18 protein-coding genes and 4 pseudogenes are annotated in these 21,772 nt (G+C 70.0%); 11 read left to right on the top strand and 11 right to left on the bottom strand.

All coding sequences use genetic code 11. The features are described 5' to 3' along the window. Positions 1–80: 80 nt before the first annotated feature. Positions 81–2,525, bottom strand: a complete 2,445-nt coding sequence (locus AWC19_RS07105) for a glycogen/starch/alpha-glucan phosphorylase (protein ID WP_085077376.1) — start codon at positions 2,523–2,525, stop codon at positions 81–83. A 245-nt stretch (positions 2,526–2,770) separates the two neighbouring features. Here AWC19_RS07105 and AWC19_RS07100 point away from each other — a divergent pair, with 245 nt between their 5' ends. After that, a complete protein-coding gene (locus tag AWC19_RS07100) occupies positions 2,771–3,172 on the top strand; it encodes a hypothetical protein (protein ID WP_142281038.1) in 402 nt (133 codons plus the stop codon). Between the two features lie 32 nt (positions 3,173–3,204). On the opposite strand, the gene AWC19_RS07095 is transcribed toward AWC19_RS07100, so the two are convergent. Then, on the bottom strand, positions 3,205–3,528 hold the full coding sequence (locus AWC19_RS07095) for a DMT family transporter (RefSeq protein ID WP_085077375.1): 324 nt from the start codon (positions 3,526–3,528) through the stop codon (positions 3,205–3,207). Between the two features lie 95 nt (positions 3,529–3,623). Between AWC19_RS07095 and AWC19_RS07090 the strand changes: the two genes are divergently transcribed. From AWC19_RS07090 to AWC19_RS30405, 3 genes and pseudogenes are all read left to right on the top strand, one after another. After that, on the top strand, positions 3,624–4,544 hold the full coding sequence (locus AWC19_RS07090) for an alpha/beta hydrolase (RefSeq protein ID WP_085077345.1): 921 nt from the start codon (positions 3,624–3,626) through the stop codon (positions 4,542–4,544). Next, positions 4,541–5,008: a DoxX family protein gene (locus AWC19_RS07085; RefSeq protein ID WP_085077344.1), complete on the top strand. Its 468-nt coding sequence runs from the start codon at positions 4,541–4,543 to the stop codon at positions 5,006–5,008. The genes AWC19_RS07090 and AWC19_RS07085 overlap by 4 nt, the downstream gene beginning before the upstream one ends. Then, positions 4,968–5,189, top strand: a pseudogene (locus AWC19_RS30405) (phosphotransferase family protein); the annotation flags it as partial. The gene AWC19_RS07085 and the pseudogene AWC19_RS30405, both read left to right, overlap by 41 nt. Here the strand turns inward: AWC19_RS30405 and AWC19_RS07075 are convergent. Continuing rightward, a complete protein-coding gene (locus tag AWC19_RS07075; protein WP_142281037.1) occupies positions 5,176–5,436 on the bottom strand; it encodes a hypothetical protein in 261 nt (86 codons plus the stop codon). The pseudogene AWC19_RS30405 and the gene AWC19_RS07075 sit on opposite strands and share 14 nt — an antisense overlap. Before the next feature lie 177 nt (positions 5,437–5,613). On the opposite strand from AWC19_RS07075, the gene AWC19_RS07070 reads away from it, so the two are divergent. Further along, positions 5,614–6,297, top strand: a complete 684-nt coding sequence (locus AWC19_RS07070; protein ID WP_085077342.1) for an MspA family porin — start codon at positions 5,614–5,616, stop codon at positions 6,295–6,297. Here the strand turns inward: AWC19_RS07070 and AWC19_RS07065 are convergent. Beyond that, positions 6,294–6,716: pseudogene (locus AWC19_RS07065) on the bottom strand (acyl-CoA dehydrogenase family protein); the annotation flags it as partial. The gene AWC19_RS07070 and the pseudogene AWC19_RS07065 overlap by 4 nt on opposite strands. On the opposite strand from AWC19_RS07065, the pseudogene AWC19_RS31540 reads away from it, so the two are divergent. Continuing rightward, a pseudogene (locus tag AWC19_RS31540) lies at positions 6,693–6,794 on the top strand (LLM class F420-dependent oxidoreductase); the annotation flags it as partial. The pseudogenes AWC19_RS07065 and AWC19_RS31540 sit on opposite strands and share 24 nt — an antisense overlap. A gap of 3 nt (positions 6,795–6,797) precedes the next feature. Here the strand turns inward: AWC19_RS31540 and AWC19_RS07060 are convergent. The 5 genes and pseudogenes from AWC19_RS07060 to AWC19_RS07040 all read right to left on the bottom strand — a co-directional run bounded on the left by AWC19_RS07060 (position 6,798) and on the right by AWC19_RS07040 (position 13,881). Then, positions 6,798–7,625, bottom strand: a complete 828-nt coding sequence (locus AWC19_RS07060; RefSeq protein ID WP_085077341.1) for an oxidoreductase — start codon at positions 7,623–7,625, stop codon at positions 6,798–6,800. A 30-nt stretch (positions 7,626–7,655) separates the two neighbouring features. Beyond that, a pseudogene (locus AWC19_RS07055) lies at positions 7,656–8,457 on the bottom strand (polyphosphate kinase 2 family protein). Positions 8,458–8,502: 45 nt separating this feature from the next. Continuing rightward, positions 8,503–10,029, bottom strand: coding sequence for an Hsp70 family protein (locus tag AWC19_RS07050; RefSeq protein WP_085077340.1), 1,527 nt, complete (start codon positions 10,027–10,029; stop codon positions 8,503–8,505). Between the two features lie 9 nt (positions 10,030–10,038). Further along, on the bottom strand, positions 10,039–12,300 hold the full coding sequence (locus AWC19_RS07045; protein WP_085077339.1) for a carbon starvation CstA family protein: 2,262 nt from the start codon (positions 12,298–12,300) through the stop codon (positions 10,039–10,041). A gap of 39 nt (positions 12,301–12,339) precedes the next feature. Further along, complete coding sequence (locus AWC19_RS07040) at positions 12,340–13,881, bottom strand: ATP-dependent DNA ligase (protein ID WP_085077374.1); 1,542 nt, start codon at positions 13,879–13,881, stop codon at positions 12,340–12,342. Between the two features lie 111 nt (positions 13,882–13,992). Between AWC19_RS07040 and AWC19_RS07035 the strand changes: the two genes are divergently transcribed. Together AWC19_RS07035 and AWC19_RS07030 are read left to right on the top strand one after the other, a co-directional pair. Then, a complete protein-coding gene (locus AWC19_RS07035; RefSeq protein ID WP_085077338.1) occupies positions 13,993–14,751 on the top strand; it encodes an SDR family NAD(P)-dependent oxidoreductase in 759 nt (252 codons plus the stop codon). Positions 14,752–14,864: 113 nt separating this feature from the next. Next, complete coding sequence (locus AWC19_RS07030; protein WP_085077337.1) at positions 14,865–17,042, top strand: acyl-CoA dehydrogenase family protein; 2,178 nt, start codon at positions 14,865–14,867, stop codon at positions 17,040–17,042. Positions 17,043–17,135: 93 nt separating this feature from the next. On the opposite strand, the gene AWC19_RS07025 is transcribed toward AWC19_RS07030, so the two are convergent. Then, complete coding sequence (locus tag AWC19_RS07025; RefSeq protein WP_245848784.1) at positions 17,136–17,480, bottom strand: Zn-ribbon domain-containing OB-fold protein; 345 nt, start codon at positions 17,478–17,480, stop codon at positions 17,136–17,138. A 73-nt stretch (positions 17,481–17,553) separates the two neighbouring features. Between AWC19_RS07025 and AWC19_RS07020 the strand changes: the two genes are divergently transcribed. The 3 genes from AWC19_RS07020 to AWC19_RS07010 all read left to right on the top strand — a co-directional run bounded on the left by AWC19_RS07020 (position 17,554) and on the right by AWC19_RS07010 (position 21,334). After that, positions 17,554–18,747, top strand: coding sequence for a thiolase family protein (locus tag AWC19_RS07020; RefSeq protein ID WP_085077335.1), 1,194 nt, complete (start codon positions 17,554–17,556; stop codon positions 18,745–18,747). Between the two features lie 22 nt (positions 18,748–18,769). Beyond that, the gene (locus AWC19_RS07015; protein ID WP_085077334.1) at positions 18,770–20,218 is read left to right on the top strand and encodes a FadR/GntR family transcriptional regulator; all 1,449 of its coding nucleotides are present in this window, start codon (positions 18,770–18,772) and stop codon (positions 20,216–20,218) included. A gap of 102 nt (positions 20,219–20,320) precedes the next feature. Then, entirely contained in the window at positions 20,321–21,334 is a 1,014-nt protein-coding gene (locus AWC19_RS07010; protein WP_142281036.1) for a sensor histidine kinase, read from the top strand. A 7-nt stretch (positions 21,335–21,341) separates the two neighbouring features. Here the strand turns inward: AWC19_RS07010 and AWC19_RS29590 are convergent, their stop codons facing one another. After that, positions 21,342–21,497 (bottom strand): hypothetical protein, encoded by a 156-nt coding sequence (locus AWC19_RS29590; protein ID WP_158090841.1) that lies wholly within the window; start codon positions 21,495–21,497, stop codon positions 21,342–21,344. Positions 21,498–21,772: the final 275 nt, after the last annotated feature.

Raw genomic sequence — 21,772 nt, 5'->3', positions numbered from 1 at the left:
TGCCGCACCGAACGTGCTGTCAGGGCGGCGATTTTCGAAAATCTTCGCCATGAGTGCACGCTGGGCGACGCCGGCCGGCCTCACAACTTCACGGTCAGCGGCCAGACGTTCCAGATCTCGTCGCAGTACTCGGCGATGGCACGGTCGGAGGAGAACTTGCCGCTGCGTGCGGTGTTCAGGATGGACATCTTCGTCCACGCGTCCCGGTCCTGCCACGCCGCGCTCACCCGCTCCTGGCAGTCGATGTAGGACGCGTAGTCGGCGCACACCAAAAACGGGTCGTCGTGGCGCAGGTTATCCACCAGCGGCCGGAACACCTCGGTGTCCCCGTGCGAGAATGCCCCGCCCGCAATGAGATCCAGCACCGCGCGCAGCTCGTCGTTGCCGTCGATGTAGTCGGCGGGCCGGTACCCGTTCGCCTTGAGCGCCTCGACCTCCTGCACCGTCAGGCCGAACAGGAAGAAGTTTTCGGGCCCGACCTCCTCGCGCATCTCGACGTTGGCCCCGTCGAGGGTGCCGATGGTCAGGGCGCCGTTGATCATGAACTTCATGTTCCCGGTGCCCGACGCCTCCTTGCCCGCGGTGGAGATCTGCTCGGACAGGTCGGCGGCCGGGTAGATCAGGTGCGCGTTTTGCACGTTGAAGTTCGGCACGAACGCCACCTTGAGGAACCGGTTGACGTCCGGGTCGGCGTTGACGGTCTCGCCGACGGCGTTGATCAGCTTGATGATCCGCTTCGCCATAAAGTAGCCCGGGGCGGCCTTGCCGCCGAAGACGAAGGCGCGCTGGGGAATCGACAGGCCGGGGTTCTGCTTGAGCCGGTGGTAGAGCGCGACGATGTGCAGGACGTTGAGGTGCTGGCGCTTGTATTCGTGGATGCGCTTGACCTGCACGTCGAACATCCAGTCCGGGCTCAGCTCGACACCGGCCACCGAGCGGATGTACTTGGACAGGCGCGCCTTGTTGGCGCGTTTGATGTCGCGCCACTGCTGCCGGAACGACGCGTCGTCGACAAACGGCTCCAGCCCGCGCAGGCGACCCAGGTCGGTCAGCCAGCCGTCGCCGACGGTGCGGTCCAACAGCTCGCGCAGGCCGGGGTTGGCCAGGGCGAGGAAGCGGCGCGGCGTCACGCCGTTGGTCTTGTTGCTGAACCGCTCCGGCCACATTTCGTAAAAGTCTTTAAGCACACTGTCTTTGAGCAGCTCGGAGTGCAGCGCGGCGACGCCGTTGATGGCGTGGCTGCCGACGGTCGCCAGGTGCGCCATTCGGACGAACTTGGCGCCATCCTCGCCGATGAGCGACATCCGGCGCACCCGGTCCTCGTCGCCGGGGAACCTGGCGCGCACCTCGTCGAGGAAGCGGCGGTTGATCTCGTAGATGATCTCGAGGTGGCGGGGCAGCGACTCGGCGAACATCTCCAGCGGCCAGGTCTCGAGAGCCTCGGGCAGCAGGGTGTGGTTGGTGTAGCCGAACGTGGCGACCGTGATGTCCCACGCCTCGTCCCAGCCCAGCTCGCGCTCGTCGACCAGCAGCCGCATCAGCTCGGCCACCCCGATCGACGGGTGAGTGTCGTTGAGCTGCAACGCAAAACGCTGGGGCAGTTCTTGCACGCCCGCGTCGGCGAGGTCGTCCATGATGTGCAGGACGTGCTGCAGCGAGCAGGACACGAAGAAGTACTGCTGCAGCAGGCGCAGCCGCTTGCCGGCCTCGGGCTCGTCATTCGGGTAGAGCACCTTGGTGACCGTCTCCGACGTCACCTCGTCCTCGACCGCCTTGTAGTAGTCGCCGGTGTTGAAGGCGTCCAACGCAAACGACTTCACGGCCCGCGCGCTCCACAGCGTCAGCACGTTGCAGGTGTTGACGCCGTAGCCCTGGATGGGGGTGTCGTAGGCGACGCCCTTCAAGAGCCGCCCGGGCACCCACCGAACCCGGTCGCGCCCGGCCGGATCGTCTGGGTCGGTGTAGTGCTCGGCGTAGCCGCCCCACTTGACCAGGTAGTTGACGTCGGGTTTGGCGATCTCCCACGGGTTTCCGTTGTTGAGCCAGTTGTCGGTCTGCTCGACCTGCCAGCCGTCGCGGATCTCCTGGTCGAAGATGCCGAACTCGTAGCGGATGCCGTAACCGATCGCGGGGCGCTCCAGGGTGGCCAGCGAGTCCAAGTAGCAGGCGGCCAGCCGGCCGAGGCCGCCGTTGCCCAGCCCCGGCTCCTCCTCGCAGGCCAGCACCTCGTCGAGGTCCTGGCCCATCGCGGCCAGCGCCGTCTTGGCCGCCCGCTCCATGCGCAGGTTCAACAGGTTGTTGCCCAGCTGCGGGCCCATCAGGAATTCGGCCGACAGGTAGCAGGTCACCTTGCGGCCGAGGTCCAACGAGGTCTGCGTCGACGCGACCCGGCGGTCCTGCATGCGGTCGCGCACCGCGAGCGCCAGCGCCCGGTAGTAGTGCTCGGGACGCAGGGCCGCGGCCGGGCGACCGATCGAGTAGCGCAGGTGGTCGGTGATCGCGCGCTGCAGCGCGGCCGCGCCCATCCCGGTCCGGGAGTGCTCGACGAGGTCGGCGCGGGTGGGGCTGGGCGAGGCTCCGTCGGAGGGCGTCTGCTCGACATCGGTCATGTGGGTACCTACTCCCTGGCGGCCGGCAGCGGATGTTGGCAGGGCGCCAGTGTGGCAGGGATGTCTGCACTGCGGGCGCGCAATTGGCGTCTGCCACATGAACGGGAGCCCAAGCACCGGCAACAAACCGGCGCTTCGGCGCAGGCGCAGAATCGTCAGGCATGAGCGAGTCAGCGACGCCGGCGGCAAAGGAGCCAGCCCGGCTACCGTTGGCGCTGATGTCGCGGGTCGTGCCCGGGGCGACGTACGTCGGGGCGGTCCTGCCCGCCGTCGTGGTGTTCGGCGTCGGCCTGGCGATCACCGTGGCGCCGCTGGCCGGGCTGCTGGCGATCGCCGTGCTGCCGGTCGCGGCCGGCATCAGCGCCGGGCCGGGGCAGCCGCTGGGCCGCGGCTTCTCGGTCGCGATGCTCATCACCGCCGGCTTCTGCGTGGCCGGCGGAATCATCGCGGCGCTGACCGTCCGGACCGGCGGCGACTTCGCGCGCCAGGTGCTACCCGGGATCAACCACGCCTGCCAGGACCCGTGCGCCCGACTCATTTCCGTTGGGCCGCAACGGAGTTAGCCGCGCAGCGCCCGACCGCGCCGCCGCACCAATCAGTGCGCGCCGGACAGGTTCAACGTCACCACGCCGGCGATGATCAGCGCGATGCCGACGACCTTCGCCACCGACAGCGGCGAGCCAAGCAACAGCACCGCGATCAACACGATCGCCGCCGTCCCGATGGCCGACCACAGCGCGTAGGCGACGTCGGTCTGCATGCCGCGCGAGATCGAAACCGCCAGCAGCGCGAACGAGACGGCGTAACCGATCAGGCAGACCACGGTCGGCCAGAGCCGCGTGAACCCCTCGGTGCTCTTGAGCAGGCTGGTCGCCGCCACCTCCGAGAAGATGGCACCGAGCAACAACAGGTACGTCACCACGCCTCCTTGCCCGAAGACCCTGCCACGACCGGGCACACCGGTCGAGCGCGGGGGTTGACATCGCATCGCGACGTGGAAGCCTAGTCAGTCCTATGAGGTTTCCCGCGCGACCGCTGCGCATCGATGTCGGCGACGTCCTCGGGGAGCAGGCATCGCTGGCCGCGACCTATTACCCGCCGCGCGGCGCCCCCTCCGGCGGCGTGCTCGTCTGCTTGCCGGGCGGCACGTACAACCGCGACTACTGGGACCTGCAGATCCCCGGCCACCGCAACTACAGCTTCGCCGAGTTCGCCGCCGAGAACGGCTACGGCGTGGTGACCATCGATCCGCTGGGGACCGGCGAAAGCTCAAAACCGACAAAGGATTTCGACTTCGCCGACATCGCCGCGGCCCTGGCGCGCGCCGTCGCCGCGTTGCCGGATGCGACGGGCGAACGGGCGCCGGCCGTGGCCGTGGCGCACTCGCTGGGCGCGTACCTGGCGATCACCCAGCAATCGCTGTTCTCCAGCTACGCCGGGCTGGCGGTCCTCGGCTGTACCAATCACCATGTGGCGCCGCTGAACCTGGATGCCGCCTTCATCGCGAGCGCCGCCACCCCGCGGGGGCGCGCCGCGCTCGCCGAGCAGCTCCTCGCCGCCCTGCGGGAACCGTACTTCGAAGGCCCGCGCGAGTATTTGCAGAGCTGGTTCCACCTCGACGACGTTCCCGCCGATGTCGTCGCCGCCGACTGCGTCACCGCAAAGTCGGTGGTACCGCGGATCTTCGGCACCGCGATGATCCCCGGCGTCGTCGCCGAGCACGCCGCACAGATCGACGTCCCGGTGTTCATCGGCTACGGCGCCGTTGACGTGTCCCCGGAGCCGCGCGCCGAGGCGGCCGCGTACCGGCGCAGCCCCGACATCACCACCGTCGTGGTGCCCGACAGCGCGCACTGCCACAACATGGCGTCGGGCCGGCACCGGTTGTGGCGGCGGCTGCTCGCCTGGGTCGCGACCGTAACGTTGTCGGGGTGACGACGCCCCTCACCGATCGCCTCGCCCCCTATCGGCCCGCGGTCCTAAGCCTGTTCCGGTTGGTCTACGGGCTGATGTTCGCCGGGTACGGCTCGAGGATCCTGTTCGGTTGGCCCGTTCCGTCCGCGGCGCCGGTTCCGGTCGGCGCGTGGCCCGCCTGGTATGCCGGGCTGATCGAGTTCGTCGCGGGCCTATTGATCGCGGCCGGATTGTTCACCCGCGCCGCGGCGTTCATCGCCTCGGGGCACATGGCCGTCGCCTACTTCTGGATGCATCAGCCGAAGTCGCTCTGGCCGATCGGCGACCCGCCCGCGGGCAACGGCGGGGCCTTGGCGATCCTGTTTTGCTTCGGCTTCTTCCTGCTGGTCTTCGCCGGCGGGGGGAGCCATTCGGTCGACGCGCTGCGCACCCGGCGCCAGGACGGCACCGTCGACCGCCGAACTCGTCGAACTCTACCAACGTGAACTGGGCGACGCCGTACCGGATTTGGTGTGGTTCACCGCCTTGGCGTGTTTCAAGTCCGCGGCGACGTGGGCGCTGATCGTCAAGCACAACCGCCGAAGGCGCTCACCGCGGGCCGAACTGGAGGCCATGGCGCCCGGCCTGCCGCGATTGTTAGAGCGCGCCGTGTTCAGCCGCATTTGATGTACAGGTTCTGGCAGTACATCCCGACGCCGTCCCAGTTCACCTCCGAGGGGCGGCCCCGATCGGCCGGGATGGTGAACAGCGACGGCGTCTGCGTCACCAAAGACTCCGTCAGCAATTCCTCGATCGGGGGAGCGGGGGGCGCAGCGGTGTCCGGTTGCGCCTGCGCGGTGCCCGTGCCGGCCGCGAGGGCGAGCAGGCCCATCGAACCGGCCAGCAGCCCGCCGGCGGCCATGCGCACTATCACCGCCACTCCCTTCGTCGCCCCGTGCTAGCGATTATCGGCCATCCCAGAGTCCACCGCCAGTGGCAAACTTATGTCGCGCGACAGTTACGAACGCACAACAACTGCGGTCGGCCGGCCAGCAAATTCCACGAGCCGCGTCGCGGCGTGCCTACGGTGGCGCGCGTGAGGCCGATAACCGTGGTCGTTCGCCGCGCTGCGGTCGCCGCGGTTTGCCTGGTGATGGGTATATCGACGGCGCCATCGACGAGCGCCGAGCCCGACGCCGAGCCGGCCGGTGCGGTCGCGGCGCCACCGGCCGAGGGGGCGTTGCCGTCGAACCCACCCGTGACCCTGAACACGCCCGACGGGTGGACCCTCGGCCTCGGCGCCAAGGACGAGGCGCAAGTCCCGGTGCCACCGTTGACCACCGCCGTGTCGTCGCGCGAATACCTCGCCAGCGGAACGTTTGTCGGTTCGCTCATCGGCCCCGAACCCCCTCGGGGCATCCTCGAGGTGGGTTACGAGATCGGCTGCGGAATCGATATGAGCACGTCCGATGGCGTCACGATCGGGGGCACCGCCGGCATCACGCCGGGCGTCACCGGCCCGGTCACCGGGGTGCCGGGCGAGGTGCTGCCGTTGGTTGTCGCTCCGGTCGCGGGGGTGCTCAACGTCGGGCTCAAGCCCGGCCTGGTGATCGTGGTCCCGGTGGTCAAAAAGGAGTTCAGGGGGCCCAATCCCTGGGTCATGGTCAGCAATTTCCACGTGAAGATCGATGGGTGCGTGGGCCAGTCGTTCGTGCGCTCGTACGCGGTGCTGACCCGGGTGACCGACCAGTCCGACGTGGTGCTGTCCTACGTCGGCGTCACCAAAGCCGTTTAGCCGCGCGGGATTCCGGCCAGCGTGCCGGCGAACTTCGCCTCCGCGGCCGCGCGTAGCCGCAGCAGGTGCTCGGAGGGAAACAGATCCGGCGCGGGCGCTCGGTCCTTCAGCAATAGGCGCGCCAGCGTCACCTTGTGCACCTCGGTGGGACCGTCGGCGAGACCGAGCACAAACGACTCCGCCAGGTACTGCACGAAGGGCATCTCGTGCGTGGTGCCCAACGACCCGTGCAGCTGAAGCGCCCGCGCCGACACGTCGTGCAGCACCTTTTGCATCATGGCCTTCACCGCCGAGATGTCGGCGCGCACCGCCTGGTAATCGTTGAATTGGTCGATCTTGCAAGCGGTTTGCAGGGTGAGCAGGCGGAAGGCCTCGATCTCCATCCAGGAGTCGGCGACCATTTCCTGGACGAGGTCTACGTGCAGCAGATCGGCCCCGACCTGGACGGGTTCTTCGCGACGTGGGAACGCGAGGTGCTGCCGGCGCTGCGCGGCTGAGCCTCAGTCGAAGTCGGTACTGGTGGTCAGCTCTTCCCACTTCGCGATCTCGCCGGCGCGTTGTGCGGCGACGTGGCGGTAGTAGGCCAGGGCGTCGGGACCGAGCAGCAGGAAGGCGGGCGGCGCGCTGGACTCGACCGCCGCGATGATCGCGGCGGCCGCCTTGGCGGGGTCGCCGGCCTGGGTGCCGTGCATCGTGTCGTTTTCCTTGCGGCGCTGCCCGGCGGTGGCGGCGTAGTCGTCGATGACGGTGGCCGACTGCGCGAGCGAGCGGCCCGCGAAGTCGGTGCGAAACGCGCCCGGCTCGACGACCGTGACCGAAATGCCCAGTGGCGCAAGCTCACCGCGCAGCGACCCGCTCATCCCCTCGATGGCGGCCTTGGCCGCCGAGTAGTAACCCGATCCCACCGGGGTCACGGTTGCCCCGATCGAGGAGATGTTCACGATCGCGCCGCTGCGGCGGGCGCGCATCCCCGGCAGGACGGCCTTGATCATCGCGACCGTGCCGAAGAAGTGCGTCTCGAACAACGCCCGCACGTCGGCGTCGTCACCCTCCTCGACGGCCGCGCGATAGCCGTAGCCGGCGTTGTTGACCAGCACGTCGATCCCGCCGAACCGCTCGACCGCCCGTCGCACCGCCGAGGTGACCTGGGCGGGCTTGGTGACGTCGAGTGCGGCGGCCAGCGCCCGCTCCGGCGCCGCGTCGGCCAGGTCGGCGACCTTCTCGACGTCGCGGGCGGTGACGACGGCGTTGTGGCCGGCGCCGAGCACGGCGTCGGCCAGGGCCCGACCGAGGCCGGTCGAGCAGCCGGTGATGAGCCAGGTGGACATAGAGCGTTCCTTCCGGTCGCGGCGCGCCGTTCAGTCGGTCGGCGCCCGGCCCACGATATTCGGATCCGGCTTGCCCACCACCTGATGATCCTTGTCGTCGTAGTCGGTCTTGGCGAGGACGTATCGCATGGCGTTGATCCGGGCCCGCTTCTTGTCGTTGCTGCGCACCACGATCCAGGGAGCGGCGTCGGTGTCGGTGGCCGCGAACATCGCCTCCTTGGCCGCGGTGTAGTCGTCCCACCTGTTGATCGACTCGATGCCCATCGGCGAAAACTTCCACCGCCGGACCGGGTCGACCAACCGGACAGCGAACCGGGTGCGCTGCTGGGCGGGCGACACCGAAAACCAGGACTTGGGCAGGCTTATCCCGTCGGCCACCAGCGTCTGCTCCAAAAGCGGTGCCTGATCCAAGAATTCGTCGTACCGCTCGGGCCTGCAGAATCCCATCACCTTCTCCAAGCCGGCGCGGTTGTACCGGTCGAACAACACGATTTCCCCGCTGGAAATACCACTGCGCCTGCTCACCCGCGCGCTGCACGGGTTGAAATGCTCCATGAACCGCCGAATGGTCCCGCCCTTGCCGGCCGCGTCGCGTCCCTCGAACACGATCACGTGCCGGGCGCCGATGCGCATGCCGTGGTTTGCGGCTTCAGCAGCTCGATTTGCAGGCGTCGCTTCAGCGGCTCCTATTCGTCGCGCGCATCCGGTGGTCGTACGGATACCGCTCCCACCAGGTTTCGACGTCGTTGCCCTCCCGATCACGCAAGACCGGGTCGTCGTCGTCCTGATCGATGACGGTGTAGCCGCGGCCGGGGGTCGACAGGGTGTCCAAATCGATCTATGCCATGCCCGGGGGCATTCCCGGCGGGGCGCGGACTCATAGACCCGCCGCGCACCGTTCCAGTCGGTACGTGCGTTTGAAGCCGGCCGGCTGGGTGGTCAGCGTCACCTCCACCGCGCCTCCGGGGGCGACGACGTAGCGCTCCTCGACGTCAGGGCCCTCGCTCCACCGGCCGACGGGTTGGCGCCCCAGGTCGTCGCGGTCAAATAGCGCCGGGTCGAACGGAAACAGCACCGGATCGTAGGGCGTCACGTCGCCGTCGGGCCGGCCGTTGACCAGGCGGCTGCACTCCACGAAGCGGAAGTGCCCGATGTTGTGCGCCGCGCGATACGTCCGCTTGACCACCAGCGGCGTGTGCCCGTCGGGCGGGAGCGAGGCGTCCTTGGGCACGATCGGGTCGAACACCACGTCGGTGCCCGCATGCGCCTCCCGGAACACCCCGAAGTGCCGCGAAAACCGTTCGGACAGCTCGAAACCCGCCTCCTTGTCCAAAAAGACCGCCAGGCCGATCGCCGTCGCCGCGAACGGGTGCGGGGAGCGCTTGACGCGCTTTTCGCCGAAGGCGGCGCGCAGCATCCGCGACACCAGCGGAAAGCCCCCGGCCCCGCCCACCACGTAGATGCCCGCCACCTCCGACCACGCCACGTCGGCGCGGCCGCCGCCCGAGTCGCCCAGGACGCGGCGCAGCAGCGCGATCGTCTTGTCGACCAGCGGCGCGCACACCGCATAGACGTCGTCGACGGCGCAGGAGAACGGCGGCCGGTCGGCCTCGTCGACCCCGGCGAGGTCGACCAGGAAACGGCGCGTCTGCGGGCCGACGGCCTCCTTGCGGGCGGCGCACTCCTCGCGCAGCAGCTCGCGGGTGGCGGCGTCCACGGTTGCCAGGTTCAGCCGGCTTAAGACGAGGTCCGCGATCGCCTCGTCGAAGTCGTCACCGCCGAGGCGCTGGATGCCCTCGCTGACGACCACCTCGTTCTCGTGGCCGGTCATCTTCAGCAGCGACGCGTCGAAGGTGCCCCCGCCGAGGTCGTAGATGAGGACGTACTCGCGCTTGGCCGTGATGGTGGAGCGGTAGCGGTGGGCGTATTCGAGGCTGGCGGCCGACGGTTCGTTCAGCAGCGCGGCGACGTGAAAACCCGCCGCCACGAAGGCATCCAGCGTCAGCAGGCGCTGCGCGCTGGTGGCGTTGGCCGGGACGCTGATCGCGGCCTCGATCGGCTCGCCCGGTGCGAGGCTGGCGTTGGACCCGCGCTGCAGGTCGCGTTTCAGCTCGACCAGAAAACCGGTGAGCAGGTCGGCCAGCCGGTGGTTGCGGCCCGCCAGCGTCACCTCGGTCTGCGGGCCGGCCTCGGTGAGCAGCCGCTTGAACGATCGCAGCACCGACCACCCCGGCTCGTGGCGCACGGCCGCCGCGGCCGGGCCGAAGCGCAACTCCCCGGCGGGGTTGGCGGCGACGAGCGAGGGCCAGGTGTCGACCCCGTCGAAGGAGACGACGGGATAGTTGCCCCTGTCGACGGCGGCAACGACGGTGTGGGTGGTGCCGAAGTCGATACCGACTCTCATCGCGCAAGTTTAGGACGGCGCGGGCGCCTTCGACACGACCTTGTCGGGCGCGTCCCACTGCCGCTGCACCTCTCGCTCCCGGGCGGTGGGAATCAGGCCCGAGGGAGCGAATCGTTTCGACGGCACCGGCTCTTCCTCGGTCAGCGGCCTGCCGTTGCCCCCAATTGCCCTGAGCGACACCACAACTCCGACGATCAAAACGATGACGACGACCAACGCGAACAGGATCGACAGGGTGCCCTGGATGAAGGTGTTCCTGATGACCTCGTCGAGCTGGTGCGCGTTCTTGGCCGACCCGAAGGAGGCCTTGCCGGCGTGTTTGGCCGCCAGGTATTGCGAGTGCTGGGTCCAATAGCCGACCGCGGGATCGCCGGAGAAGATCTTCTGCCACGACGCCGTCAGCGTCACCGCCAGGTCCCACAGCAACGGAACCCCGGGGATCCACGCCCACCTCAGCAGGCCCTTCTTGATGACCACCACGGTGATGACGGTCAGCGCGATCCCCGCGAGCAGCTGGTTGGCGATGCCGAACAGCGGGAACAGCGTGTTGATCCCGCCCAGCGGATCGGTCACGCCCATCAGCAGCGTGCTGCCCCACGCGGCCACCACGGCCAGGCTGCAGACCCACACGCCGGGGCGCCAGCTCGGGTTGAGCAGCTTGGCCAGCGGACCGCCGAGGTTGCCGAGCATGTCGGAGAGCATGAAGCGCGCGACCCTGGTGCCCGCGTCGACGGTGGTCAGGATGAACAGCGCCTCGAACATGATCGCGAAGTGGTACCAGAAGGACCGCAGGCCGGCGCCGCCGAACACGCGCTGCAGCACCTCCGACATGCCCCAGGCCAGCGTCGGCGCGCCGCCGGTGCGCGACACGATGGACTTCTCCCCGACGCTGGTGGCCGCCCGGCTGATCTGGTCGGCCGTCGCGGGCGCGCCGGACAGGCCGAGCCTGTTGACGTAGTCGGCGGCGGTGGCCGCGGTGCCACCGGTCTGGGCGGCCGGCGCGTTGAGGGTGAAATACAGGTGCTGGTCGATGATCGACGCGGTGATGAGCGCCATCACGGCGACGAAGGACTCGGTGAGCATGCCGCCGTAGCCGATGAGCCGCATCTGGCTTTCCTTCTCCAGCAGCTTGGGGGTGGTGCCGGAGGAGATCAGCGCGTGAAAGCCGGACAGCGCCCCGCAGGCGATGGTGATGAACAGGAACGGAAACAGCGACCCGGCGAACACCGGGCCGTCGCCCCGGGTGGCGAAGTGGGAGACGGCGGGCGCCTGCATGAGCGGTCGCGCGACGCAGATGCCGATCGCGATCAGCGCGACGGCGCCGACCTTCATGAAGGTGGACAGATAGTCGCGGGGCGCCAGCAGCAACCACACCGGCAGCACCGAGGCGGCGAGGCCGTAGACGATCAGACACCAGCTCAGCACCACCGGCGACAGGGTGAACCAGTGTGCGCCCCAAGGCGTTTCGGCCACCCAGTTGCCGGAGGCGACGGCGATCAGCAGCAGCACAAAACCGATCACCGACACCTCCGACACCCGGCCGGGGCGCAGGAACCGCAGGTAGGCGCCCATGAACAGGGCGATGGGGATGGTCATGGCGATCGAGAACACCCCCCAGGGGCTTTGGGCCAGCGCCTTGACCACGATCATCGCCAGCACCGCGATCAGGATCACCATGATGACCAGCACCCCCAGCAGGGCGGCGGCGCCGCCGGTGGTGCCGAGCTCGTCGCGGGCCATCTGGCCCAGGGAGCGGCCGCGCCGGCGGGTGGAGATCCACAGCACCAGGTAGTCCTGCACGGCGCCGGCGAACACCGCGCCGACGATGATCCAGAGGGTGCAGGGCAGGTAGCCCATCTGGGTGGCCAGCACCGGGCCGACGAGCGGGCCGGCCCCGGCGATGGCGGCGAAGTGGTGGCCGAACAGCACCCGCCGGTCGGTGGGGACGTAGTCGGTGCCGTCGTCGAGCACCTCGGCGGGGGTGGCGTGGTCGTCGCGCGGGCGCACGACCTTCATCTCGATCAACCGGGCGTAGAACCGGAACCCGATGATGTACGTGCAGATCGCCGCGATCACGAACCACACCGCGTTCACCGTCTCGCCGCGGGCGAACGCGATGACGGCCCAGGCGACGGCGCCGACGACGGCGATCACGGCGATGACGATCTTGTGGCGGGCGGTGATGGGGGAGCGGTCGACGATCGCGACGGGGGGTAGCTGGGTGTCGGTGTGGATGAAGCTGACTTCTTTGTCCTGCTCTTGGATTGCCACGGCGAAAACCCTACGCGCGCACCGCTGACAACGCGCGTTTTAATACAGGGCTTGCACGGCGTCGATGGTGTCGGCTTCGGCGGGGCTTTTGTCGTCGCGGTAGCGCACCACCCGGGCGAACCGCAGCGCCACCCCGCCGGGGTACCGCGACGATTTCTGCACGCCGTCCAGGGCCACCTCGACGACCTGCTCGGGCCTGACGCGGACGACGTAGCCGTCCGTGCCGCCGACCGCGAGTTCGGTGAACCGCGCGGTCTGCCAGTCCAGCATGGCGTCGGTCATGCCCTTGAAAGTCTTTCCCACCATGACGAATTCGCCGCTGGCCGGGTCGCGCGCGCCCAGGTGGATGTTGGACAGTTTGCCGCGGCGCCGGCCCGAGCCCCACTCGACGGCGAGCACCACCAGGTCCAGCGTGTGTACCGGCTTGACCTTCAGCCACCCCGCCCCGCGGCGGCCCGCGAGGTAGGCCGCGTCCGGCGCCTTGGCCATCACGCCTTCGTGCCCGGCGGCCAGGGTGGCGTTCAGGAAGCCGGCGGCCGCCGCGGGGTCCGACGTCGTCAACCGGTCGACGCGCTGCGTCCGCGGCACCAGCGCGTCCAGGGCCGCCAGTCGCTCGGTGGTGGGCGCGTCGAGCAGGTCGGCGCCGTCGTAATGCAGGATGTCGAAGAAGAACACCGAAAGCCGTTGGGCGGCAAGGGCGGCGGGAACGTCGACGGATCGCCCGAACCGCGAGGCGGTGACCTGGAAGCGGTGCGGCCGGTTGTCGGGGCGCAGCGCGATGGCCTCGCCGTCGGCGATCAGGTCGCGTACCGGCAGCGCCAGCGTCGCCTCCACCACCTCGGGCAGCCGGGCGGTGACGTCGTCGAGGCTTCGGGTGTACACCGTCACCTCGTCGTCGGCGCGGTGGATCTGCACGCGCGCGCCGTCCAGCTTCGCCTCGAAAATGGCTGTGCCGCCGTGGCGTTCGAGCGCCTCGGCCACACCGGTGGCCGTCTGGGCCAGCATCGGGCCGACCGGTCGGCCGACCCGCAGGGTGAACGCTTCGAGCGCGGCGGCCGAGCCGGACGGGCCGGCCGTCAAACCGGCCACCGCGACCGCCGGCAGATCCCCGCCGAGCATCGCGGCGCGTTGCACCGCGGCGGGCGGGACGCCCGCGGCCTTGGCCACCGCGTCGGTCATGATTCCGGCCAGCGCGCCCTGGCGCAGCTCGCCGCCGAGCAATCGCAGCAGGAAGGTCTGTTCGGTGTCGGTGGCGGCGGCGAACAGTTTTGCGACGAGCTCGGCGCGCCGGGCCTGCGCGCCTTTGCCGGACACCGCGCCGATCTGGGAGAAGGTGCCGTCCACGCCGGCGACGGTCAGCGTCGGATGCGACGCGGGCGGTGGGCGCGAGCGCAGCGACGCCCACCCGACGCCGATCTGGCGCTGGCGCAGCTCACCGGACAGCCACGACACGACGGTCGCGACCTCGCCGGGGTCCGCCGCGGCGCGGCGCAGCAGGTCGGCGATGTGGGCGACCTTGGTCAGCCGCGACGACGTGCCGCCGACTTCAAGCGACGTGCTTGCGACGTCGAGGAGGAGCACGAAACTCAGCTTGGCATGGCTCGCCGACAAGCCCTTGGCACGGACACGCTAGCGTGCCTAGTTAACGTTACAAATTTCGTGAATTCTGACAAGGTCTAGAAGGAGGTCCGGATGGAGATCAACGGGAAGAAGGTCATCGTCATCGGTGGCGCGTCGGGCATGGGTCGCGCCTCCGCGGAGTTGCTGGCCGAGCGCGGCGCAGAGGTCGCGATCTTCGACCGCGAGGGTTCCGACGGAAAGACCGTCGCCGAAGCGGTCGGCGGCGCGTTCTACCCCGTCGACGTCACCGACTTCACCGGGACCGAGGAGGCGCTGGCGACCGCTGTCGACAAGCTGGGCGGCCTGCACGTCACGGTGACCACCGCCGGCGGCGGCATCGCCAAGCGGACCATGACCAAGACCGGCCCGCACGACCTCGAGTCGTTCCAGTCGGTCGTCGACCTCAACCTGATCGCCACCTTCAACATCAGCCGGCTGGCCGCCGCGCACATGAGCAAGAACGAGCCCGAGGACGAGGAGCGCGGCGTCATCATCAACACCGCCTCCATCGCGGCCTTCGAGGGCCAGATCGGACAGGTCGCCTACACCGCCGCCAAGGCGGGCATCGCGGGCATGTGCCTGACGATGGCCCGGGACCTGGGCTCGCTGGGCATCCGGGTGCTGGCGATCGCCCCGAGCCTGTTCGCCACGGGGCTGACCAAGGGCATCCCGGACGAATTCGCGACCGCGCTGACCAAGGACGCCGCCTTCCCGAAACGGCTGGGCCGGCCCGAGGAGTACGCCCGGCTGGTGCAGGCCATCGTGGAAATCCCGATGCTCAACGGCCAGTGCCTGCGGCTGGACGCGGGCCAGCGGTTCGCCCCCAAGTAGCGCCCCCGGCGTCGGCCGCCCGGGGCAATACAGTATCCTCTTTGGGCAGCCGCCCCGCTTCCCCTCGGAGCGGGGCAGGCCACCATCTCCGGTAGCGGCGCGAGGAGGCCCGCATGGGTATCGCACTGACCGACGACCACCGCGAACTCGCCGAAGTGGCCCGCTCATTCCTGACCGCGCAGAAGGCGCGCTGGGCGGCGCGCTCGCTGCTGGACGCGACCGACGAACCCCGGCCGCCGTTCTGGCAGAACCTCGTGGAGCTCGGCTGGCTCGGCCTGCACATCGACGAGGAGCACGGCGGCTCGGGTTACGGGCTGCCCGAGCTCGTGGTGGTGATCGAGGAGCTCGGCCGGGCGGTAGCCCCCGGGCCGTTCGTCCCGACCGTGATCGCGTCGGCGGTGATCGCCAAAAACGGTGCCGCCGAACAAAAGTCGCGGCTGCTGCCCGGCCTGATCGACGGGACCACCACGGCCGGAATCGGGCTGGACGGCCGGGTGCGGGTCGCCGACGGCGTCGCCGCCGGCGACGCCGGAATCGTGCTGGGGGCGGGGCTGGCCGAGCTGCTGCTGATCGCGGCCGGCGACGACGTGCTGGTGCTGGAGCGCGGCCGTCAGGGCGTCTCGGTGGAGGTGCCCGAAAACCTGGACCCGACGCGGCGCTCCGGGCGGGTGCGGCTCGACAACGTCGGCGTCACGCCCGGCGACGTGCTGCCCGGGGCGCGGGAATCGGCCCTGGCCCGGGCCCGCACGTTGCTGGCCGCCGAGGCGGTGGGCGGGGCGTCGGACTGCGTCGAGGCCGCCGTCGCCTACGCCAAGGTGCGCCAGCAGTTCGGTCGCGCCATCGCCACGTTCCAGGCCGTCAAGCACCATTGCGCGAACATGCTGGTGGCGGCCGAGTCGGCGACCGCCGCGGTGTGGGACGCCTCGCGCGCGGCGGCCGAGGACTCCTCCGAGGACGAGGCGCAGTTCCGCCTGGCCGCCGCCGCCGCGGCCGCGCTGGCCTTCCCCGCGTACGCGCGCAACGCCGAACTCAACATCCAGGTGCACGGCGGCATCGGCTTCACCTGGGAACACGACGCGCACCTGCATCTGCGCCGGGCGCTGGTCACCGCGGCCCTGTTCGGCGGCGATGCGCCGGCGCGGGACGTGTTCTCCCGCACCGCGGCCGGCGCCGTCCGGGAAAACAGCCTGGACCTGCCGCCCGAGGCCGAAGAGCTGCGCACCCGGATCCGCGCCGACGCCGCCCAGATCGCCGCGTTGGACCCTGAGGCGCAGCGCGACAGGCTGATCGCCACCGGCTACGTGATGCCGCACTGGCCCAAGCCGTGGGGTCTCGCGGCCGATGCGGTGGAACAGCTGGTGATCGAGGAGGAGTTCCGCGCGGCCGGCATCAAGCGCCCGGACTACGGCATCACCGGATGGGTGATCCTCACCCTGATCCAGCACGGAACCCCTTGGCAGATCGAAAGGTTCGTCGAGAAGGCGCTGCGCAAGGAAGAGATCTGGTGCCAGCTGTTCTCCGAGCCCGAGGCCGGATCGGACGCCGCGTCGATCAGGACCCGGGCCACGCGGGTCGACGGCGGCTGGAAGATCAACGGCCAGAAGGTCTGGACCAGCGGGGCGCACTACTGCGCGCGCGGCCTGGCCACCGTGCGCACCGACCCGGATGCGCCCAAGCACGCGGGCATCACGACGGTGATCGTCGACATGAAGGCGCCCGAGGTCCAGGTGCGGCCGCTGCGGCAGATCACCGGCGGCTCGGACTTCAACGAGGTGTTTTTCAACGACCTGTTCGTCCCCGACGAGGACGTCGTCGGGGCGCCCAACGCCGGGTGGACCGTCGCGCGCGCGACGCTGGGCAACGAGCGGGTCAGCATCGGTGGCAGCGGGTCGTTCTACGAGGGGTTGGCGACCGCGCTGGTCGAGCTGGCCCAGCGGCACGCGGATCGCCTGGCGGGCGTGGACGTCCGGGTCGGGACCTACCTGGCCAACGAGACCGCGCTGCGGCTGCTCAACCTGCGGCGGGTCGCCCGCAGCGTGGAGGGCGCCGGTCCCGGGCCGGAAGGCAACGTGACCAAGCTGAAGCTGGCCGAGCACATGGTGGAGGGAGCCGCGATCATGGCCGCCCTGACCGGGCCCGAGGTCGCGCTGGTCGACGGGCCCGGCGCCGCGGCGGGCCGGCTGATCATGGGCGCCCGCGGCATGGCGATCGCCGGCGGGACCTCGGAGGTGACCCGCAACCAGATCGCCGAGCGGATCCTCGGGATGCCGCGCGACCCGCTGATCAACTAGGCCGCCCTCATCCGGCGAGCGTGCGTGTTGGTACGCGACACACCGGTAAGGCCCGGCATTCTGTGCACGCTCGCGGCCTAGGGGGCGGGGGCGTCACGCCGGGGCGAACAGCGGCGCTCCGGCGCTGCCCCGTTCCGGCTGGATGATCACGGGCATCCCGCAGGTCACCGAATCCGGTTCGCAGCCAACGATATTGGCGGCAACCCGCAGCCCGCTCTGCTCGGCGAGCTCGACGATGGCGATCACGTACGGGGTGGGGACGTCGGGGTTGTAGGGGTGGTGGTTGACGGTGTAGGTGAACACCGTGCCGCGCCCGGACACCGGCCGCGCCACCAGCCTCCCGCCGCAGTCGCGGCATTCGCCGGCCGCCGGATGGACCCAGCGGGCGCAGGCCTCGCAATGCGAGATGAGCAGCTGAGACGTCGGCTCGCCTGACACGACCAATACAGTACACTCTATTGATTCGGATGCGGGCGGCGAATCTGTTCGGGTCTCGGTCAAGGTGGTGCGCATGGCGTATTTCGAAAAAGAAGCGATCCTGTCGGGGATCGGCATCTCGCGGATCGGCCGTCGCACCGGCATCCCGGGGCCCGAATTGACCATGGAGGCGGTGCGGGCCGCCATCGACGACGCCGGCCTGCGCGCGGGTGACGTCGACGGGATCGCGACCCTCGGCGACACACCGGCCCAGGAGGTCAACGCCGCGCTGGGGATCGACGCCGCGGACTGCGGGGCCGGATTCGGCACGGGTGGCCTGCTCAGCCCGGTGATGTCGGCGTGCCGGGCGGTCGCCGAGCGCCGCGCGCGCCATGTGGTCGTCTACCGCACGATCCAGATGCTGGGCGGCACGGTGCCGGTCAAACCGCAAGAGAACGCCCCCGCCCCACCGCTGGCCCGCATGTTCGAAACCCCCGAAGGCGAGCCCAAGCCGGCCGTCGGCGCCATGGACGATGTCAACGATCTCGTTGCGGCCCACGCCTATTCGGCCGCCAACTGGCTGGCGCTGAACTGCCGACGCCACATGGAGCTGTACGGGACCACCAAGGAACAGCTGGGCTGGCTGGCGCTCAACGGCAGGCGCAATGCCGCGCTGAATCCCCTTGCGGTGTACCGCGACCCGATGACCATGGCCGACTACCTGGCCGCGCGGTTGGTGTCGACGCCGTTCGGGTTGCTCGACTGCGACGTCCCCGTCGACGGCTCGATCGCGGTGGTGGTTTCGTACGCGGACTACGGCCCCGACTGCCCGCACCGGGCGGTGGCGGTGGAGGCGATCGGCGGGTCCGACGGCGCGGGTGGCTGGTTCCACCGCGACGACTACCCCAAGATGGCCATGTCGGACGCGGCGGCGCAGATGTGGTCGCGCACCCAGTTGACGCCGGCCGATTTGGAAGTGGCCGAACTGTACGACGGTTTCACCTATCTCACCCTCGCCTGGCTCGAGGCGCTGGGGATCTGCGGCGACGGCGAGGGCGGCCCTTTCGTCGAGGGCGGCGCGCGGATCGCCCGCGACGGCCAGCTGCCGCTGAACACCTACGGCGGCCAACTGTCGGCCGGGCGCATGCACGGTTACTGGGCGCTGCACGAGGGCTGCCTGCAGTTGCGCGGCGAGGCCGGCGATCGCCAGGTGTCGAAACGGCCGGAGGTGGGCGTGGTGTCGGTGGGCGGCGGCCCGGTCGCCGGATGCATGTTGTTGACGTGCTGAGATAGCTTGTGGGAGAGCGTCATTGAGCTCCGACCCGGATACCGGCGCGGCGAACAAACTGGCCTCGAAGGTTGCCCGGCGGATCGAGGCGGACATCGTGCGCCGCGGCTGGGCCGTCGGGGAATCGCTGGGCTCCGAACAGTCGCTGCAACAACGCTATGGCGTGAGCCGATCGGTGCTGCGGGAGGCCGTTCGCCTCGTCGAGCACCACCAGGTCGCGCGGATGCGCCGGGGCCCGGGCGGGGGCCTGCTGATCTGCGAGCCGGATGCCGGTCCGGCCACCCGCGCCATGGTGATCTACCTCGAGTACCTCGGCACGACGCTGGAGGACCTGCTCAACGCGCGCTTGGTGCTCGAGCCCCTGGCGGCCGCGCTGGCCGCCGAGCGGATGGACGAGGCGGGCATCCGCCGGCTGCGGGCGGTGTTGCGCGCCGAGGAGCAGTGGCGGCCCGGCGGACCGGCGCCGCCCGACGAGTTCCACATCGCGCTGGCGGAGCGGTCGAAAAGCCCCGTGCTGCAACTGTTCGTCGACATCTTGATGCGGCTCACCACCCGTTATGCCCTGCGGTCGCAAACCGACTCGGCGACCGAGGCCATCGAGACCGTCGATCAGCTGCACGGCGCCCACGCCGCAATCGCCGCGGCCGTGACCGCGGGGGACGCCGCGCGGGCCAAGACGCTCACCGAGCGCCACGTCGAAGCCGTGACCGCCTGGCTGCAACGGCATCACCGGGGCGGCCTGGCCCGCGGGCCAGGGCCGCCGGGCACGGAGGCGCCCCGCGGCAAACTTGCCGAAAGCCTCGCGGCCACCATCGGCGACGAGATCGCCGCCGACGGCTGGCGGGTGGGGTCGGTCTTCGGGACCGAGACGGCGCTCCTCGAGCGGTACCGGGTGAGCCGCGCGGTGTTCCGGGAAGCGGTGCGGCTTCTCGAATACCACTCGGTGGCCCAGATGCGCCGCGGACCCGGCGGCGGGCTGATCGTCACCACGCCCCGCGCCCAGGCCAGCATCGACACCATCGCCCTATACCTGCAGTACCGCAAGCCGACCCGCGACGACCTGCGCCGCGTCCGCGACGCCATCGAGATCGACAACGTCGCCAAAGCCGTCAAGCGGCGCGCCGACCCCGAGGTGGCCGCCTTTTTGGCGGCCCACCGGTCGGCGCTGCACGGGAGCCGTCGGGACGCCGCCGGCGATGTCGGCCAGGCAGCGGCCGAGGAGTTCCGGTTCCACTTCGGCCTGGCGCAGCTCGGCGGCAACGCGCTGCTCGAGCTGTTCCTTCGCATCATCGTCGAGTTGTTCCGCCGCAACTGGTCGAGCACCGGGCAACCGCCGCCCACCTGGGCTGACGTCGTGGCCGTCGAGCACGCCCACCTGCGGATCCTGCAGGCGATGCAGGCCGGCGACGACAGCCTCGCCCGCTACCGCCTGCGCCGGCACCTGGACGCCGCGGCCTCCTGGTGGCTGTGACGACGCGCCGCCCTCGGTGTGACCTTTTCGTGCGTATACCGAAGGGCCCGCGGGGGTATGGGGATGGGGAGTGTTTGACGGTTGGGCCACGGGTTGGCACCAGTGATCGAAAGCGAGAGTGTGGGAATGACAGGAGGTTTGGGGGAAACGGAAACCCAGCAACGCGCTTTCGTTCACTCCGCCCTCCTGTATCGCTCGCAGCAGGAGTGCCTCGACGCCGTGGTGCGCTTCGTGCTCGACGGTTTGGCCGGCGACGAGGCGGTGCTGGTCGCGGTGCCTGGCGACAAACTGGCGGTGCTGCGCGACGCATTCCAAGCGCTTCCCGGCTCCGGCGGCGGCCTTCCGCAGGGGCTGCGGCTGGCCGACATCGCCGACGTGGGACGCAACCCGAGCCGGTTCATGGCCGTCGAGGGATCGTTCGCCGGCGAACACCCCGATCGGCGGGTGCGGATCGTGAGCCAGCTGGCCTGGCCCGGGCGCACCGCCGACGAGTTCGTCGCGTGCATCGAGCACGAGGCGCTGGTCAACGGGGCCCTCGAGGGGCACCAGGCCACCGGGCTGTGCCTCTATGACGCCGGCCGGCTGGACGAGCCTGTGCTGGCGGGTGCCCGGGCGACCCATCCCGTGCTGTGGAACTGCGGAGAGCTGCAGCCAAGCGCCGAGTACGCCCCCGAGGACGCCCTGAAGCGCTGTAACCAGCCGCTTGCGGTCAAGCCGGGAGCCGCCACGTACACGGTCCGCGAGTCGTCCGACCTGCGCCCGGCCCGGTCGTTCGCCGTCGACTACGCCGGGCGGGTGGGGCTGTCCCAGGACGGCATCGAGGACCTGCAGTTGGTCGCGACCGAGCTGGCCAGCAACAGCCTGATGTACACCGACGGCGCGTGCCGCCTGGCCTTCTGGCGCGACGAAGGCTACCTGGTCTGCGAGGCCCGCGACACCGGTCGGCTGGACGACCGGCTGGTGGGACGCCTGGACCCCGGCCCGGACGGCCCGGCCAGCCGCGGCCTGTTTCTGGTCAACGCCATCTCGGATCTGGTGCGCACGCACACGACGCCGACCGGCACGACGATCCAGGCCTACCTTCGGTTCGACCCGTCGCCCGGACCGAACGGGTAGCCGCGCGTTACCTCGAGTTCTGCTGCGAAATCGTCGGCGGGGCGGGGGCGGGGTTCTGTGCCCCGGGCTGCTGCATGCAGCTCGCCGCGGCGATCGCGAACGCCGAGAACACCGCCGCCAACAGGACACGACGCGCGAGGGTGCCGGGTTTGCCGTTGTGCATGAGTCCTGCCTCTCGTCCGTGACTGCGTACCCGAGGGGCGAACAACACATCGCGGCGCGCGACGAGCCCCCTGCCCGGTGATGGTAGCCGACCGCGGGATCGCGCTGAGGCCAAAGGGCGTGGCCACTCGCTCCGCCCGACGAAATGAATTTGCGTGGTCGGGGCCGGGGCGTCTACCCTCGCGCTCGTGCGTCTTTTTCAACGCGCCTTCAAGGCAGTAGTAGCCAGTACCCGCAGCGGGGTCTGATCCAGACCGACCCCCCGCTGCGGGTCGG

It is taken from the genome of Mycobacterium palustre (assembly GCF_002101785.1).
Classification (GTDB): domain Bacteria; phylum Actinomycetota; class Actinomycetes; order Mycobacteriales; family Mycobacteriaceae; genus Mycobacterium; species Mycobacterium palustre.
Note: the sequence above shows the minus strand (reverse complement) of the source record. Positions and strands in the feature narration are given on the sequence as shown.